The sequence below is a fragment of the Stenotrophomonas sp. SMYL86 genome, assembly GCF_036320025.1.
GTDB classification, from domain to species: domain Bacteria; phylum Pseudomonadota; class Gammaproteobacteria; order Xanthomonadales; family Xanthomonadaceae; genus Stenotrophomonas; species Stenotrophomonas maltophilia_A.
This window is the reverse complement of record NZ_JAWIRU010000015.1, coordinates 13,289-28,490: the sequence shown is the minus strand read 5'-3', so window position 1 is coordinate 28,490 and position 15,202 is coordinate 13,289. Positions and strand designations below refer to the sequence as shown.

Annotated in this window: 16 protein-coding genes; 11 read left to right on the top strand and 5 right to left on the bottom strand. The window is 67.8% G+C overall.

Features of this window, described 5'->3' with window-relative positions; translation table 11 throughout:
- Positions 1-101 precede the first annotated feature (101 nt).
- Together V3B64_RS15705 and V3B64_RS15700 are read left to right on the top strand one after the other, a co-directional pair.
- Positions 102-1,205 carry an alkene reductase gene (locus V3B64_RS15705; RefSeq protein ID WP_329914436.1) on the top strand — a complete coding sequence of 368 codons (1,104 nt, stop codon included), beginning with the start codon at positions 102-104 and terminating at the stop codon, positions 1,203-1,205.
- A 59-nt stretch (positions 1,206-1,264) separates the two neighbouring features.
- Positions 1,265-1,681 carry a VOC family protein gene (locus V3B64_RS15700; protein ID WP_329914435.1) on the top strand — a complete coding sequence of 139 codons (417 nt, stop codon included), beginning with the start codon at positions 1,265-1,267 and terminating at the stop codon, positions 1,679-1,681.
- A gap of 12 nt (positions 1,682-1,693) precedes the next feature.
- Here V3B64_RS15700 and V3B64_RS15695 read toward each other — a convergent pair whose 3' ends face one another.
- A complete protein-coding gene (locus V3B64_RS15695; RefSeq protein ID WP_329914434.1) occupies positions 1,694-2,389 on the bottom strand; it encodes a hydrolase in 696 nt (231 codons plus the stop codon).
- A gap of 75 nt (positions 2,390-2,464) precedes the next feature.
- Between V3B64_RS15695 and V3B64_RS15690 the strand changes: the two genes are divergently transcribed.
- Positions 2,465-3,127 (top strand): TetR/AcrR family transcriptional regulator, encoded by a 663-nt coding sequence (locus tag V3B64_RS15690; RefSeq protein ID WP_049421841.1) that lies wholly within the window; start codon positions 2,465-2,467, stop codon positions 3,125-3,127.
- A gap of 51 nt (positions 3,128-3,178) precedes the next feature.
- On the opposite strand, the gene V3B64_RS15685 is transcribed toward V3B64_RS15690, so the two are convergent.
- Both V3B64_RS15685 and V3B64_RS15680 read right to left on the bottom strand, forming a co-directional pair.
- Positions 3,179-3,841, bottom strand: coding sequence for an SMI1/KNR4 family protein (locus V3B64_RS15685; RefSeq protein WP_329914433.1), 663 nt, complete (start codon positions 3,839-3,841; stop codon positions 3,179-3,181).
- Between the two features lie 129 nt (positions 3,842-3,970).
- Positions 3,971-4,855 (bottom strand): LysR family transcriptional regulator, encoded by an 885-nt coding sequence (locus tag V3B64_RS15680; protein WP_149908660.1) that lies wholly within the window; start codon positions 4,853-4,855, stop codon positions 3,971-3,973.
- A gap of 107 nt (positions 4,856-4,962) precedes the next feature.
- Between V3B64_RS15680 and V3B64_RS15675 the strand changes: the two genes are divergently transcribed.
- The 3 genes from V3B64_RS15675 (at position 4,963) to V3B64_RS15665 (ending at position 8,022) form a co-directional block, all read left to right on the top strand.
- Positions 4,963-6,021 (top strand): NAD(P)-dependent alcohol dehydrogenase, encoded by a 1,059-nt coding sequence (locus tag V3B64_RS15675; RefSeq protein ID WP_032129891.1) that lies wholly within the window; start codon positions 4,963-4,965, stop codon positions 6,019-6,021.
- Positions 6,022-6,137: 116 nt separating this feature from the next.
- Positions 6,138-7,394 (top strand): NnrS family protein, encoded by a 1,257-nt coding sequence (locus V3B64_RS15670; RefSeq protein ID WP_329914432.1) that lies wholly within the window; start codon positions 6,138-6,140, stop codon positions 7,392-7,394.
- Positions 7,395-7,425: 31 nt separating this feature from the next.
- Positions 7,426-8,022, top strand: a complete 597-nt coding sequence (locus tag V3B64_RS15665; protein WP_329914431.1) for a GrpB family protein — start codon at positions 7,426-7,428, stop codon at positions 8,020-8,022.
- Positions 8,023-8,067: 45 nt separating this feature from the next.
- On the opposite strand, the gene V3B64_RS15660 is transcribed toward V3B64_RS15665, so the two are convergent.
- Complete coding sequence (locus V3B64_RS15660) at positions 8,068-9,432, bottom strand: glutamate--cysteine ligase (RefSeq protein WP_032129893.1); 1,365 nt, start codon at positions 9,430-9,432, stop codon at positions 8,068-8,070.
- A 152-nt stretch (positions 9,433-9,584) separates the two neighbouring features.
- On the opposite strand from V3B64_RS15660, the gene V3B64_RS15655 reads away from it, so the two are divergent.
- The 3 genes from V3B64_RS15655 to V3B64_RS15645 all read left to right on the top strand — a co-directional run bounded on the left by V3B64_RS15655 (position 9,585) and on the right by V3B64_RS15645 (position 12,748).
- Positions 9,585-10,289, top strand: coding sequence for a VIT family protein (locus V3B64_RS15655; RefSeq protein WP_329914430.1), 705 nt, complete (start codon positions 9,585-9,587; stop codon positions 10,287-10,289).
- On the top strand, positions 10,286-11,110 hold the full coding sequence (locus V3B64_RS15650) for a helix-turn-helix transcriptional regulator (RefSeq protein WP_329914429.1): 825 nt from the start codon (positions 10,286-10,288) through the stop codon (positions 11,108-11,110). The genes V3B64_RS15655 and V3B64_RS15650 overlap by 4 nt, the downstream gene beginning before the upstream one ends.
- A gap of 663 nt (positions 11,111-11,773) precedes the next feature.
- On the top strand, positions 11,774-12,748 hold the full coding sequence (locus V3B64_RS15645) for an MBL fold metallo-hydrolase (RefSeq protein ID WP_329914428.1): 975 nt from the start codon (positions 11,774-11,776) through the stop codon (positions 12,746-12,748).
- A gap of 97 nt (positions 12,749-12,845) precedes the next feature.
- Here V3B64_RS15645 and yihA read toward each other — a convergent pair whose 3' ends face one another.
- Positions 12,846-13,448 (bottom strand): ribosome biogenesis GTP-binding protein YihA/YsxC, encoded by a 603-nt coding sequence (gene yihA / locus V3B64_RS15640; protein WP_041864681.1) that lies wholly within the window; start codon positions 13,446-13,448, stop codon positions 12,846-12,848.
- A gap of 155 nt (positions 13,449-13,603) precedes the next feature.
- Here yihA and V3B64_RS15635 point away from each other — a divergent pair, with 155 nt between their 5' ends.
- Positions 13,604-14,404, top strand: a complete 801-nt coding sequence (locus V3B64_RS15635; RefSeq protein ID WP_049400465.1) for a c-type cytochrome — start codon at positions 13,604-13,606, stop codon at positions 14,402-14,404.
- A 106-nt stretch (positions 14,405-14,510) separates the two neighbouring features.
- On the top strand, positions 14,511-15,161 hold the full coding sequence (locus V3B64_RS15630; protein WP_049400466.1) for a thiol:disulfide interchange protein DsbA/DsbL: 651 nt from the start codon (positions 14,511-14,513) through the stop codon (positions 15,159-15,161).
- The last annotated feature ends 41 nt before the right edge of the window (positions 15,162-15,202 follow it).

Here is a 15,202-nt window from a genome sequence, read left to right as displayed (position 1 = left end):
CCCGCACCAAGGGAGATCGAAGCGCTTTATGCGCCCGCATGTCAACTCCATCCTGTGTGCATCGCGCCGCTGGCGCTCTTCCCCGCACCGAGATGACCAACATGACCGCCGCCCTGTTCCGTCCGTTCGACCTGACAGGCATCGCCCTGCGCAACCGCATCGCGATGGCCCCGATGACCCGTGCCCGCAACCCCGGCTCGGTCGCCAATGAGCTCACCGCGCAGTACTACCGGCAGCGTGCCAGCGCCGGCCTGATCATCAGCGAAGGCACGCCGGTCTCGCCGCAGGGCCAGGGCTACATCGACGTGCCGGGTATCTGGTCGGCCGAGCAGGTGGCCGGGTGGAAGCTCGTCACCGAGGCGGTGCATGCCGCGCAGGGCACGATCTTCGCCCAGCTCTGGCACGTCGGCCGCATGTCGCATTCCTCGCTGCAGCCTGAGGGCGGACAACCGGTCAGCGCCGGTACCCGCCCGGTGGCCAGCGCACCGAAGAACACCTCGTTCGTCTATCTGGACGACGGCAGCCGCGGCCATGCCGATCCCACCCCGGCACGTGCACTGGAGAATGCGGAGATCCCCGGCATCATCGACGACTTCGTACGCGGGGCGGACAACGCCATTGCCGCCGGCTTCGACGGCATCGAACTGCATGCCGCCAACGGCTACCTGTTCGAGCAGTTCCTCAACCCGCTCATCAACGAACGCGAGGACCGCTACGGCGGCTCATTGCCGAACCGTGCGCGGTTGATCCTGGAGACGGTGGATGCGATGGCCGAGCGCATCGGCGCGCACCGCATCGGCGTGCGCCTGGCGCCGAACAACCTCACCTTCGACATGCCGTACTACCCCGACAACGAGGCCACCTATCTGTACCTGGCCGAGGAACTGGGCAAGCGCGGGCTGGCCTACGTGCATCTCAACGACAACCTGCAGGCGGGGCAGTCGGTGCTGGGCGAGGCGTTCCTGCAGCAGTTCAAGCAGGTCTACGGTGGCACGTTGATCCTGGCCGGTGGCATGACCCGCGAACGCGCCCTACAGCTGGTCGAGGCCGGCACCATCGACCTGGCCGCATTCGGCCAGCCGTTCATCGCCAACCCGGATCTGGTCGAACGCCTGCAGCACAACGTCGCACTGGCCACGCCCGACCGCAATACCTATTACGGTGGCGGCGAGGCAGGCTACCTCGATTACCCGCGCGCGCAGTAGAGCCACGCGATGCGTGGATGCGGGCGTACACTGCCCACCCGCATCCACCGGATCTGCCCATGGATACGCCCACCGCATCGTTCATCGTCAACCTCGATGTCCCCGGTCTTGCCGCTGCCGAGGACTTCTACATCCGAGCCTTCGGCCTGCGCATCGGGCGCCGTCTAGGCCCGGGCGCCGTGGAGCTGCTCGGTGGGCCAACGCCGCTGTACCTGCTGCAGAACGAGGCCGGCAGCGCCGCCACCGAAGACGGCGACGTGCGCGACTACGAGCGCCATTGGACGCCGCTGCACCTGGACTGGGTGGTGGATGACATCGAAGCCGCACTGGTCCGTGCGGTTGCGGCCGGGGCGACGCTTGAGCAGTCCGTGCGCGAGCGTCGCTGGGGGCGCATCGCCGTGCTGGCCGATCCGTTCGGCCACGGCTTCTGCCTGATCCAGTTCAGTGGCGAAGGCTACGACGCGCTGGCCGAGTGACCGGCGCATCGTTCACCACGGCAACGGCGCCACTTCACCGTTGGCGCGCTCGCCGTAGTACAGCGACGGCAGCAGTCGCGAGAGGAAACTGAACTCCGTGTAGCAATGCCTGAGCAGGCCCAGGCCGACCGCATCGCCGGCATCGCGCTGCGGATCGGTGCTGTCCAGGCCAAGCACGAAGCGGCTGCGCAGCACACAGCCAAACGGCGTATCGCGCGCCACGTGCAGCATCTGCCCGTCGCAGGGATCACCGTTTGCATCCAGGCGTACGTGATCTCCGAAGCCGATGCGCGCGGCGATCACTGCCGATACATCGCCTGCACCCTGTGCCGCCTGCAGGCGCTCGGGCACCAGCAACGTGCGCGGGTCATGGAACTTCAAACGCGCCGCCACCGGCGGAATATCGGCCAGCGATTCCACCGCGTGGATGCTGGCACCGTGGTAGCTGCGTCCGCGCTGCCAGGCCGCGTCCCAGCCGCGATGCTCGACATGATCGACCGGATGCCACCAGCGGATGTGCTGGGTGGTCTCGAAGAAGGTGAACCACCAATCCAGCATGCGGCCCTTGCAGCCGTGCAGATCGGTACGCACCGCCACCAGCAGGGTGCCATCTTCGCGGCGCTGGATGCCGGTTTCCAAGCGCATCGGTGCGGGGTCGAGCAGATCGTGGTGGTCCAGCCAGGCGCGGGCGTTCACAGCGGTATCCATCGGGGTCTCCTGCATGTCGGGAGACTTGACAATACGGAAACGCTTTTCGTTTCGCAATTATCCGAATGCGGTAAGATGGGCGCAATGAACAGCACCACCCTGCCCGAGCCACCCTCACCAATCCGCCGCCGCGGCCGCCCTGCGCGGCCGGAAGCCGAAGTCCGCCACGCCGTGCTGCAGGCCACGCTGGAGCTGCTGCTGGCACAGGGTTACGAGGCCACCACCATCGAAGCGGTGGCGGCGCACGCCGGGGTAGCGAAGAAGACCGTGTACCGCCACGCCAGCAACCGCGAAGAACTGGTCGGGTTGGCCGTGCGCGAGTGGACCGACGGCTTCGCGCCGCAGTTGCAGCGCGATGCGCACGACGCCGACGAGGTGATGCCGTTGCTGCAGGCCATCCTGCACGCGGTGTGCGCGCAGGCACTGTCGGCGCAGGCAGTGCAGGTGTTCCGGCTGCTGGCCACCGACTTTCCTGGCAAGGACGCGCTGCTGCAGGCCTATCTGGACAATGGCATCGAACGCGGCCGTGCGCTGCTGGCCGACTGGCTGGCACGTCAGCAGCAGCGCGGGCTGCTGCGCGAGGGAGATGCCGCGTGCATGGCGCGGCTGATCCTGGCGATGGCCGTGGCCGAGCCGCTGCGCGAACGCGTGATCGGTGTGGTGGCCGAGGATGCGCCGGTAGAGGTGCATCTGCGTGATTGCCTGGAATTGTTGGCACCCGTACTGCAGGTGCCGTAGCCGGCCGCATCCACGCATGGCGAGGTTCTACCGGCAGCGCTTCGGATCAGGTCACGCCTGCACGTAGGGCATTTCGCTGTCGATACCGTCGAACGCGATCAGCTGCAGCAGCGGCTGCACGTCCTCGTCACTGATCTCACCCGCAGTGATGTCATCCACGCGTGCATACAACGCCTCCAGCGCCGCTACCTGGTCCCCTCGCAGCCAGCCACGATGGGTACCGAGCCAAGCCTGCAGATTGGTTCCGATATCGCCCTCCGAAAGCAGCGAATCCTCTTCCTCCAGCTCCACCACCGCTTCGGCCATCTTGCGGAACAGGAAGTCCTGGAAGTTCGCGGCCAGCAGATCGGCGCGATCATCGTCATGCCAGACCAGCAGCACCGGCGACTCGCTGGAACCCGGTGCATTGGTCCAGAAACAGTAATGATCACCCGCGCCGGTGCGCGCGAACGGCAGCAGTTTCAGGTCATCGCGCAGCGGGTTGTAATGATCTTCGGCAGTCAGATCTTCCCACGCTGCGCGCAGTTCGCTCGGCTCGATCGGTTCATAGTCGTTGGCATACAGCAGTACCGGCGGCTGCGGCTGCACCTGCGGGAACACCGTGCGGTACCAGTTCGGGCCCTGCTCGCCCCAGCTGAAACGGTTGTCTTCCACCAGCTGGCGGAACAACGGCGGGAAGGTCTGGCCGGAAGCCTGTTCGAGATCGGCGAGCATGCTCAATGACGTCCTTTTGTTGAGAAGACTCACTCTAGCGGGTGAACGCCATCCACGCATGGCGTGGATCTACCCGGAAAGCTCTCGTTGGAGCCGGTCATTGGACGGCGCTGCGCCATCCACCGCGATTCACTCGCGCAGCATATCCACGAACGCACGCAGCGCACCGGGCATCTGCCGCTGCTTCGGGTAGTACAGCGCGAAGCCGGCGAACGGCTCGCTCCAGTCTTCCAGCACCGCCACCATCTGCCCCGATTCGATGTAGGGCCGCGCGGTGTCTTCCAGCACGTAGGCCAGGCCGATGCCATCGAGTACCGCGCCGACCACGGTGCCCTGCTCGCCCAGCGTCAGCCGTCCGGGCACGTCGATCTCCAGCGCCTGCCCACCGCGCTCGAACTGCCACTTGTACAGGTGCCCGCTGGCGAAGCGGAAGCGGATGCATTCGTGTGCAGCGAGATCGCGCGGATGCTGTGGCGCCGGATGCCGCCGCAGGTAGTCCGGCGAGCCGACAATCAGCCCGCGCAGCGGTGGCCCCATCGGCACTGCCACCATGTCCTCGGGTACGAACTCGTGCAGGCGCACGCCGGCGTCGTAGCCCTCGGCGACGATGTCGACCAGGCCGTCGTTCTCGGTCAGCTCCACCCGCACGTCGGGATGGGCGTGCAGGAAGCGCGCCAGCCGTGGTCCCAGCTGTGTCGCCACCGCAGCACGGGTGGCGTTGATGCGCAGCAGGCCAGCCGGGACAGCACGGAACTGGTTCATCTCCTCCAACGCATCGTGCACCTGCCCCAAGGCCGGCTGCAGGCGCTCCAGCAGGCGCTGCCCGGCCTCGGTCAGGGCCACGCTGCGGGTGGTGCGATGAAACAGGCCCACCCCCAACCGTTCTTCAAGCGCGCGGATCGCATAGCTCACCGCCGAGGTCGACAGCGCCAGCTCGGCGCCGGCACGGCGGAAGCTGCGGTGGCGGGCGACTGCGGCGAACGCAGCCAGGTGGGAGAGATTGTCAGTGGCCATGATTGTGCAGTTTCACTTGATGAATCATGCCGATATCCGGGCTTTCTGCCGCTGGGTACGGGGCGTATTGTAAAGCGCCTTTCGACAAACCCTGCCAAGGATTCCCCATGTCCCTCGCCCGTGGTTACGCCGCCCATTCACATACCGACCCGCTGATCCCCTACGAGTTCGAACGCCGCGCGGTCGGCCCGGACGATGTACGTATCGAGATCCTCTACAGCGGCATCTGCCATTCCGACCTGCACCAGGCCCGCGACGACTGGGGTGGCTCGATCTACCCGATGGTGCCGGGCCACGAGATCATCGGCCGCGTCACCGAGGTCGGCAGCAACGTCACCCGCTTCAAGGTGGGCGACCACGCCGGCGTGGGCTGCATGGTCGACTCGTGCCGCCACTGCGACGCCTGCGAGCACGACCTGGAGCAGTACTGCGCCGAAGGCGCGACCTGGACCTACAACGGCCGTGAACGCGAAAGTGGCGCGCCGACCTACGGCGGCTATTCCGACCACGTGGTGGTCGAACAGCGCTTCGTGGTGAAGGTGTCCGAAACGCTGGACCTGAAGGCCGCCGCCCCGCTGCTGTGCGCCGGCATCACCACCTGGTCGCCGCTGCGCCACTGGAAGGTCGGCCCGGGCCAGAAGGTCGGCGTGATCGGCCTCGGTGGCCTCGGCCACATGGGCGTGAAGTTCGCCAAGGCCCTCGGCGCGCACGTGGTGATGATCACCACCACGCCGGAAAAGGGTGCCGATGCCAAGCGCCTGGGCGCCGATGAAGTGCTGGTCTCGCGCGATGCCGCGCAGATGAAGGCGCACGCCGGCAGCTTCGACTTCCTGCTCAACACCATCCCGGTCGGCCATGACACCAACCCGTACATGGGCCTGCTCAAGCGCGAGGCCACCATGTGCCTGGTCGGCGTGCTGACCGAACTGGATCCGCCGCTGACCGGCGGCAGCGTGATCTTCGGCCGCAAGCACCTGACCGGCTCGGCGATCGGCGGCATGGCCGAAACCCAGGAAATGATGGATTTCTGCGCCGAGCACGGCATCGTCAGCGATGTCGAGATGATCGACATCAAGAACGTCAACGAAGCCTGGGAGCGCATGGCGAAGAACGATGTGCGCTACCGCTTCGTGATCGACATGGCGACGATGAAGAACGCCGCCTGATCGATCGGCGACTGTGAACGAAGAACCCCGGCACTGCCGGGGTTTCTTGTTTGCGTTGCACGGCCCGTCCGCCGGGCCATGCCCGGCGAGCGAAGCGGTTGCCTCCCTCCTTGGGCATGACGAAGATCAAGGACCCGGCCACCAGCCGGGCGCAGACTCGCTGCATGGCCCGCCTGCCCTCCCCTGCGATGCTGATGCGCGCGCCGCACCGGCTGCTGTTCTTCATCGGCGCCAGCAACCTGCTGCTGGCAATGCTGTGGTGGGCGTTGTGGCTGGGCGCGCTGCGCGGGCTGTGGGCACCACAACCGCCGCCCCTACCTGCGGCCTGGCTGCACGCGCTGCTGATGCAGTACCTGGTACTGCCCAGTTTCATCTTCGGCTTCCTGCTCACCGTGTTCCCGCGCTGGATGGCACAGCCGGAGCTGCCACGCAGCCGTTATGCGCCGGTCGGCATCGGCCTGTTTGGTGGGCAGGCGTTGCTGATTGCCGCCGCCTGCGGGTGGACACCCGGGCTGTGGCCCGGCCTGCTGCTGGCACTGGCCGGCTGGAGCGCCGGACTGATCGTGCTGGGACGCGTGCTCAAGGCCGCCGGTCCCAACCGCAACTGGCATGCGCGCGCCTGCTATGCCGCACTGCTGCTGGGCTGGCTGGGGCTGCTGCTGTTCATGGCGGTGGGGCGCGGCCACGCCACGCTGATGCCGGTCACGGTGGCACTCGGCACCTTCGGCCTGCTGCTGCCGGTCTACCTCACCGTCGCGCACCGGATGATCCCGTTCTTCGCCAACAACGTGGTCGATGGCTATGTTGCGTGGCGCCCGCTGCGCTGGTTGGCTGCGATGTGGGCGCTGCTGATGCTGCGCCTGCTGTTGAGCGCGTTGCAGATCGACCACCTGCTGTGGCTGGCCGATGCGCCGCTGCTGATGTTGTCGCTGCAGGCGCTATGGCACTGGTGGCCACGCGGGCCGATGCCGGGCCTGCTCGCGGCCCTGTTCCTGGCACTGGCGTGGCTGCCGATCAGCTTCGCGTTGTATCTGCTGCAGGACATCGGCCATATGTTGGGCCATCCGCAACTGCTCGGCCGCGCGCCGCTGCATGCCCTCGCCGTGGGCCTGTTCGGCAGCCTGCTGGTGGCGATGGTGACCCGGGTCACCCAGGGGCATTCCGGGCGACCGCTGGTGATGCCGGCAGTGGCCTGGTTTGCGTTCGTCGCGCTGCAGGCGGTGGCGATCATGCGCATCGCTGCCGAACTGATGCCCGACGCCTATGCGTGGCATTTCGCCGCAGCCATCGGCTGGTTGCTGGCCCTGGCACCGTGGGTGGCACGGCTGGGCTGGATCTACCTGTGCCCACGGCGCGACGGCAAGCCGGGCTGACATCACCGCTGGGCATGGCACCATGGTGGGCATGTCCGATATCCCGTTCGATCCCACCGCAATCACCACCTTCGCCGATGGCGACCCTGAGGAGAATCCCTGGGTTCTCGGCGCGCCGCAGCCGGAAGCGCTGAAGGTGGTGCCCTGGTCCACGCTGTGGGCCGACCAGTTCGAGCAGCAGCGCACGCAGCTGCAGGCGGCACTCGGCAACAACGCGCTGGGCATTGAGCACGTCGGCTCCACCGCGGTGCCGGGCCTGCCGGCCAAACCGGTACTGGACGTCGACCTGCTGGTTGCCGATCCCGCCGACGAAGCGGCCTGGCTGCCAGCGCTGCAGGCACTGGGCTACGTGCTTACCATCCGCGAACCCTCGTGGTACCAGCACCGCATGCTGCGACTGCACGTGCCGCGCGTGAACCTGCACGTGTTCGCACCTGGTTGCGCCGAGCACCTCCGCCACTGCTTGTTCCGCGATTGGCTGCGCAGCCATGAAGACGACCGCAGGCGCTATGCACAGGCCAAGCAGGCAGCACTGCAGGGCAATGCCAACGTGCAGGCCTACAACCGCAGCAAGCAGGATGTGGTTCGCGGCATCTACGCGCGCCTGTTCGCAGCGCGCGGGTGGTGACGCAACGGCAGGTGCCGGCCCCGGTTGGCACCCGCCGGAACAGTGTCAGTACGCGAACTCGCGGAACACCGGATCGACGTCGCCGTGCCAGCGGCCATGGAACAGCGCCAGCTTGCGTTCGGCCGGGGTCAGGCCGGACTCGACGATCTCCTGCAGCACGTCCAGGAACTTGCTCTCGTCCTGGCCGTCGGCATTGCGCGCCGCGCGGCGCTTGAGGCCTTCGACGGAAATCTTCACCGCTTCACGGGCCAGGTCGCGCACGCTGCCAGTGCGGAACGGCAGGTTCATCGCATGCTTCGGCACGCCGTCGCGCAGTGCATGGCGCTCGGCCAGGGTGAAATCACGTACCAGGTCCCAGGCCGCATCCAGTGCGGTGTCGTCGTACAACAAGCCCACCCAGAATGCCGGCAGCGCACACAGGCGGCTCCACGGGCCACCGTCGGCACCGCGCATTTCCAGATACTTCTTCAGGCGCACTTCCGGGAACGCGGTGGTCATGTGGTCCGACCAGTCGCGCAGCGTCGGCAGCGCGCCCGGCAGCACCGGCAGCTTGGCCTGCATGAAATCGCGGAAGCTCTGCCCGCTGGCGTCGTGGTAGATGCCATCGCGGTAGGAGAAATACATCGGCACGTCGAGCAGGTAATCGACATAGCGCTCGTAACCGAAGCCATCCTCGAACACGAAGTCGAGCATGCCGGTGCGGTCGGCGTCGGTGTCGGTCCAGATGTGCGAGCGGTAGCTCAGGTAGCCGTTGGGCTTGCCTTCGGTGAACGGCGAATCGGCGAACAGCGCGGTGGCGATCGGCTGCAGCGCCAGCGACACGCGGAACTTCTTCACCATGTCCGCTTCGGTGGCGTAATCCAGGTTCACCTGCACCGTGCAGGTGCGGGTCATCATGTCCAGGCCCAGCGAGCCGACCTTGGGCATGTAGGCGCGCATGATCTTGTAGCGGCCCTTTGGCATCCACGGCATTTCATCGCGCTTCCACTTCGGCTGGAAGCCCATGCCGAGGAAGCCGAGCTGCAGCTCACCGGCCACCTGTGCCACTTCGTTGAGATGGGTGCCGGTCTCCACGCAGGTCTGGTGGATGGTCTCCAGCGCCGCTCCGGACAGTTCCAACTGACCGGCAGGTTCCAGCGTCACCGAGGCGCCATCGCGCAGCAGGGCGATGGTGTTGCCGTTCTCCTGCACCGGCTCCCAGCCGAAGCGGACCAGGCCGTTGAGCAGTGCCTCAATGCCGCGCTCGCCCTCGAAGGTCGGCGGGCGCAGGTCATCCAGGCGGAACCCGAACTTCTCGTGCTCGGTGCCGATGCGCCACTGCGCGCGGGGTTTCTCGCCGGAGGCGATCACCTCCACCAGCTGCGAGCGGTCGGTAATGGGTGTATCGGCGACGTGGCTGGGGCTCGACAAGGGGAAGGCTCGCTGGACAGTGGCGGGGGATGTGGGGCTCGGAGCCTTCCATCGCAAGGGCGCACTATAGCGTGGCGACCCGTTGCGTCATGCGACGGAGACGGTTTTCAGCATCCTACCGACGCCCTCTTGACCCTCGTACACTCGGGGCCATGAGCCGCCATTCACGACACCCCGAACTGCACCGCTCCGAGCGCGTCGGCTGGCTGCGTGCCGCCGTGCTGGGGGCCAACGATGGCATCGTCTCGGTGGCCGGCCTGGTGGTCGGCGTGGCCGCCAGCGGCGCCTCCGCGGCGACCATTCTGGCCACCGGCGTGGCTGGCACCGTGGCCGGCGCGATGTCGATGGCCGCTGGAGAGTATGTCTCCGTGCAGACCCAGGCCGACACCGAAGACGCCGACCTGGCGATGGAAAAGCGCGAACTGCACGAAGATCCGCACAGCGAGCTGGAAGAGCTGGCCGCGATCTACCGCCACCGCGGCCTGGAGCCGGCGCTGGCGCGGCAGGTGGCCGAGCAGCTCACCGCCCACGACGCACTGGGCGCCCACGCCCGCGACGAGCTGGGCATCACCGATACCCTGCGCGCGCGCCCGCTGCAGGCAGCGCTGGCCTCGGCCGGCGCCTTCACCTGTGGTGCGGCACTGCCGGTGCTGACCGCGCTGCTCGCGCCGGTCGACAAGGTCGCGATGATGACCACCGCCAGCACCCTGCTCGGCCTGTGCCTGACCGGCGCGATGGCGGCCCAGGCCGGTGGCGCACCGCCGGTACGCGGCGCGATCCGGGTGATGTTCTGGGGCGTGTTGGCGATGGCCGCGGCCGCCGGCGTCGGTCGCCTGCTCGGCGCACACGTGACATGACCGCCATGCTGCCCCCGGCCACCGCACTGCTGGCCGAGATGGCCAGTCTGGCGGGCTGTGAGCGCGCCGAAGGCTATGCCTGCATCACCGCCCGTCGCGAGCATGGCGCCAGCTCGGTGGAGATTCCGCAACCGCAGTTCGCGATCCTGCTGGAAGGCCGCAAGCAGGTGCGTACCGCGCACCAGTCGCTGGAATTCATCCCCGGCGACATCCTGCTGCTGACCCAGCGCTGCCGCATCGATGTGGTCAACACGCCCGACCCGGGGACCGGCCGCTACCTCAGTGCCATCGTGCCGCTGTGTGCCGAAGTACTGGCGGCCGCACGCACGCTGTGGAGCGAGGACCTTCCCGCGCCGGGCCAGGCGATGGCACGTCTGCCTTTGATCGACCATGGCCCGGTGCTGCGGCAGTGGCGGCAATCGCTGCAGGACGGCCGTTACAGCGAAGCGCGGCTGGCCCTGGCCTCGCTGGTAATGACCCTGTGCCGGCAGGGTCATGGCAACCTGCTGCTGCCGCAGGCACCGAGCCTGGGCGAACAGATCCGCGACCGCATCGCCGCCGAACCGGCACGCGACTGGCAGTCGCGCGATGTGGAAGAACAGTTCGCGCTGAGCGGCGCGACCCTGCGCCGTCGCCTCGCCGCCGAGGACACCAGCCTGCGCCAGCTGCTCACCGAGGCCAGGCTGGCGCATGGCATGCAGCTGCTCTACACCACGGACCTGCCATTGAAGACCGTCGCAGCACGCGCGGGCTACCGGTCTGCGGCGAGCTTCAGCAAGCGCTTCGCCGAGCAGTACGGGCTGGCTCCCACAGACATTTGAAGGGGTTCGGCAGGGCTGCGCCCTGCACCCGCAGAGGCAACGGCAACGGCCGAAGCAACAGCAACAGCAACAGCGGCTATCCGAGGGAAGGCGGGGCGGTGTGGGTGGGGCGGACCCGCCCGAAAACCCACCCTGGGGGCCTCGCGGGCCCCCCCCTGGGCCCACCGGGTCCGCCCCCCCCACACCACCCCGCCTCTGACAGATCTCCGCGGCTGTTGGTAGGTGTCGACCTTGGTCGACACGATTTTTCTGTCAGATATCGAATGAATCATCCACGCATTGCGTGGATCTACTGTGTCGACCAAGGTCGACACCCACCAGAGCAATACGTCGTTCCAACAGATCGCGGAAAACTGTCGAAGGCGGGGTGGGGGGGGGGGGGGGGGGGGGGGGGGGGGGGGGGGGGGGGGCGGGCGCGGGGGTGGGGGGGGGGGGGGGGGGCCCCCCCCCCCCCCCCCCCCCCCCCCCCCCCCCCGCCATCCCACGGATAACCCGCTGTTGCTGTTGCTTCGGCTGTTGCTGTTGCCTCTGCGGGTGCAGGGCGCAGCCCTGCAGACAACACCCCTCCCTGAGCATTCCGCGTAGTGGTTTGAGCGCCGCACACACGTCAGCCACGGCACGCTATGCGGCAACGGAACCACCCGTCGTCCACCGAGAACCATCATGTCCCTGCGTCCCCTGCCGCTGCACCACGCCCTGCTGTTGGCCCTGTCATCCCTGCCACTGGCCGCGCTGGCCGAAACCACGTCGCCTGCCCCCACCCAGCAGGTCCCCGGCGTCTACCACCAGCGCGTCGGTGCGCTGCAGGTCACCGCCCTGTTCGACGGCGTGGTCGCATTGGGCCGGCAGGAAGTGGTCGACGTGCCGCCAACGCTGGTCAGCCGCCTGTTGGAAGGCCGCTACGTACCCGAAGACAAGAAGGGCCTGCAGACCGCGATCAACGCCTTCCTGGTGCGCCAGGGCAACCACCTGACCCTGGTCGATACCGGCACCGCACAGTGCTTCGGCCCCGGCCTGGGCCAGGTGCTGGGCAACCTGCGTGCCTCCGGCGTGGACCCGGCCGAGGTGGACGAAGTGCTGTTGACCCACGCCCATCCGGACCACCTGTGCGGGGTGCTCGACGCGCAGGGCAAGCCGGCCTACCCGAATGCCACCGTGTGGCTGTCCAAGGCCGATGCCGATTACTGGCTCAACCCGGCCAGCGAGGCCACCGCGCCGAAGGGCGTGCGCTTTGCCTTCCCGCTGGCGCGCAACGCGGTAGCGCCCTATCAGGCCAGCGGCCACCTGCGCACCTTCAGCCCCGGCGATGCCCTGCCCGGTGGCGCGGTGGCGATGGACACCCATGGCCATACGCCTGGCCATGTCTCCTACCGGTTCGACAGCCAGGGCCAGTCATTGCTGGTGTGGGGCGATGTGCTGCACTTCCACGCGGTGCAGTTCGCGCACCCGGAGGCGGCCTTCGAGGCCGATTCGGATCGCAAAGCCGCCATCGCCAGCCGGCGCGGCCTGCTGCAGCAGGCCACCGCCAACGGTTGGTGGGTGGCCGGTGCGCACCTGCCGTTCCCCGGTCTGGGCCATGTGCGTGGCGAGGGCAAGGCCTATGCGTGGGTGCCGGCGGAGTATTCGCCGTTGAAATGAGGTGCCGCCGGGCCTGGTGGCGTTGCCGGCCAGCGGCCGGCACTACCGGGCATCAGAGCGGTAGCGCCCGGCTGCCAGCCGGGCGACCGGAAATGCCTTATTCCAGCCCCAGCCAGCCGCCGATGATGCCGCGGGCTTCGTCCACACCGGTGCGGGCGGCGCCGGAGAACACCTGCACGCTGACCGTATCACCGAAGGAGGAGTGCAGTTCCTTGCGCACCTTCTGCAGGGTCTGCATCTGCTGGCTGCGGCTCAGCTTGTCGGCCTTGGTCAGCAACGCATGCGCCGGCAGGCCACGCTGCACGGCATAGGCCAGCATCTGCCGGTCGTAGTCCTTCAGCGGGTGGCGGATATCCATCACCACCACCAGGCCCCTCAGCGCATTGCGGGTGCGGAAGTAGCGGTCGATGAAGGCCTGCCAGTGCGCCTGCAGGTCCAGCGGCACCTTGGCGTAGCCGTAACCGGGCAGATCGACCAGATGGGCTTCCGGGGTCACCTGGAAGAACACCAGCTGCTGGGTGCGGCCGGGGGTCTTGGAGACCCGGGCCAGGCTGTTCTGGCGGGTCAATGCGTTGAGAGCACTGGACTTGCCGGCGTTGGAGCGGCCCGCAAAGGCCACTTCGGCCCCCTCATCGGGCGGCAGCTGCCCCATGTTGTGGGCAGAGAGGTGGTATTGAGCGCGTTCGATGAGCAATGACATGTGCATAGGATCGCATGTTGTGGCACCGCGCGCCCGGCCCCGGGCCCTCCGCCGGGAAAATGCTGCACTGCTGCGTTGACCGTGCGCGGAAACGGCGTTGATAATCCGGACGATGCCGTGGCTGCCGCCCGGCCCGGTCCATACGGAGCTTTAGCATGCGCCACGCTCGCGTTCTTGCCGTATCCGCCCTTGCCACTGCCGTAGTCGTTGCCGCCGCTGCGTTCGCGCAGACCACGTTGACCCCGCTGCCCGACAACGGGCCGATCAACACCGCCTCGCTGGAGGTCGATTTCAGCAAGACCCACTGGGGCGATGCCAAGGCCGGCCAGACCAAGGCCTCGGCCTGCGCGGCCTGCCATGGCGCCGACGGCAATTCCACGGTGGAGATGTACCCATCCATCGCCGGCCAGAGCGAACGCTACGTCGCCCAGCAGATGGCCCTGATCGCCAATGGGCAGCGCAGCTCCGGCGCGGCGGTGGCGATGGTGCCGTTCGTACAGAACCTCACCCCGCAGGACATGCGCGACATCGGCGCGTTCTTCGCCACGCAGAAGGCCACTGCCGGCATCGCCGATGACACGGCGGTCACCGACGGCCCCTACAAGGGCATGAAGTTCTACGAGATCGGCCAGCAGCTGTACCGTGGCGGTGACGCCAAACGCGGCCTGCCGGCCTGCATGGCCTGCCACGGCCCCAGTGGCGCCGGTAATCCGGGCCCGGCCTATCCGCACATCGGCGGCCAGCACGCCAGCTATGTCGCGCGCCGCCTGCAGGAATACCAGGCCGGCCAGACCAACGAGACCGACAAGGCGCACTTCCAGATCATGGCTGCGGTTGCGCAGAAGCTGAGCGAGCAGGAGGTGCAGGCGCTGTCGAGCTACCTGCAGGGCCTGCACAACAAGGCCGACGACGTGGCCGTTGCCACCACGCCGGCACAACCGGCTGCCGCCCCCTGACCACCACTGGTCGGCCCGGGTCGCCACGCCGGCCCGCGGCTGCGGTATGTTTCCTTCACGCCGGCGACCGCGCCGGCGTTGCTTTTTTCAACGGAGATGCGTGTCGATGAGGTTGATTTCCCGCCTGCTGTTGTCTGTGCTGGTGCTGCTGCCGCTGGTAGCCTGCGCCGCCACCCCCGCCAATGCCCCGCTGGTCGAAGGCAAGGACTACGAGCGCATCGCCCAGCCGGGCCCGTTCCAGCCGCTGGCCGGCAAGATCGAGGTGGTCGAGGTCTTCGGCTACACCTGCCCGCACTGCGCCCGTTTCGAACCGCAGCTGGAAGCCTGGGCAGCCAAGCTGCCGGCCGATGTGCGCTTCACTCCGGTACCGGCAGCCTTCGGCGGCGCCTGGGATGCCTGGGCACTGGCCTACTACGCCGCCGACGAAGTCGGCGTGGCCAAGCGCAGCCATGGCGCCGTGTTCAAGGCCCTGCACCAGGACGGCTCGCTGCCGATGCAGAACGTCTCGGCCGATGAGCTCGCCACCTTCTACAAGGCCTACGGCGTGACCCCGGACCGTTACCTGCAGGCCCTGCGCGGCGATGCCGTACAGAAGAAGGTCGATGCCGCCCGCGCGTTCGCCCAGCGCACCAAGATCCCCGGGACCCCGGCGCTGATCATCAACGGCCAGTACCTGGTCCGTGGCGACAGCTTCGACGACCAGCTGCGCATCGCCTCGGCGCTGATCGCCCAGGCCCGCGCCGCCCGCGGCCGCTGAACCAACACCCACCACCGACACGGCGCTGTCGCCGCCGCGTG

Excerpts from the sequence above, each read along its gene's own strand:
- V3B64_RS15705 (WP_329914436.1), top strand. The coding sequence starts at position 102 with ATGACCGCCGCCCTGTTCCGTCCGTTCGACCTGACAGGCATCGCCCTG.
- V3B64_RS15700 (WP_329914435.1), top strand. The coding sequence starts at position 1,265 with ATGGATACGCCCACCGCATCGTTCATCGTCAACCTCGATGTCCCCGGT.
- V3B64_RS15695 (WP_329914434.1), bottom strand. The coding sequence starts at position 2,389 with ATGGATACCGCTGTGAACGCCCGCGCCTGGCTGGACCACCACGATCTG.
- V3B64_RS15690 (WP_049421841.1), top strand. The coding sequence starts at position 2,465 with ATGGGCGCAATGAACAGCACCACCCTGCCCGAGCCACCCTCACCAATC.
- V3B64_RS15685 (WP_329914433.1), bottom strand. The coding sequence starts at position 3,841 with ATGCTCGCCGATCTCGAACAGGCTTCCGGCCAGACCTTCCCGCCGTTG.
- V3B64_RS15680 (WP_149908660.1), bottom strand. The coding sequence starts at position 4,855 with ATGGCCACTGACAATCTCTCCCACCTGGCTGCGTTCGCCGCAGTCGCC.
- V3B64_RS15675 (WP_032129891.1), top strand. The coding sequence starts at position 4,963 with ATGTCCCTCGCCCGTGGTTACGCCGCCCATTCACATACCGACCCGCTG.
- V3B64_RS15670 (WP_329914432.1), top strand. The coding sequence starts at position 6,138 with ATGACGAAGATCAAGGACCCGGCCACCAGCCGGGCGCAGACTCGCTGC.
- V3B64_RS15665 (WP_329914431.1), top strand. The coding sequence starts at position 7,426 with ATGTCCGATATCCCGTTCGATCCCACCGCAATCACCACCTTCGCCGAT.
- V3B64_RS15655 (WP_329914430.1), top strand. The coding sequence starts at position 9,585 with ATGAGCCGCCATTCACGACACCCCGAACTGCACCGCTCCGAGCGCGTC.
- V3B64_RS15650 (WP_329914429.1), top strand. The coding sequence starts at position 10,286 with ATGACCGCCATGCTGCCCCCGGCCACCGCACTGCTGGCCGAGATGGCC.
- V3B64_RS15645 (WP_329914428.1), top strand. The coding sequence starts at position 11,774 with ATGTCCCTGCGTCCCCTGCCGCTGCACCACGCCCTGCTGTTGGCCCTG.
- yihA (WP_041864681.1), bottom strand. The coding sequence starts at position 13,448 with ATGTCATTGCTCATCGAACGCGCTCAATACCACCTCTCTGCCCACAAC.
- V3B64_RS15635 (WP_049400465.1), top strand. The coding sequence starts at position 13,604 with ATGCGCCACGCTCGCGTTCTTGCCGTATCCGCCCTTGCCACTGCCGTA.
- V3B64_RS15630 (WP_049400466.1), top strand. The coding sequence starts at position 14,511 with ATGAGGTTGATTTCCCGCCTGCTGTTGTCTGTGCTGGTGCTGCTGCCG.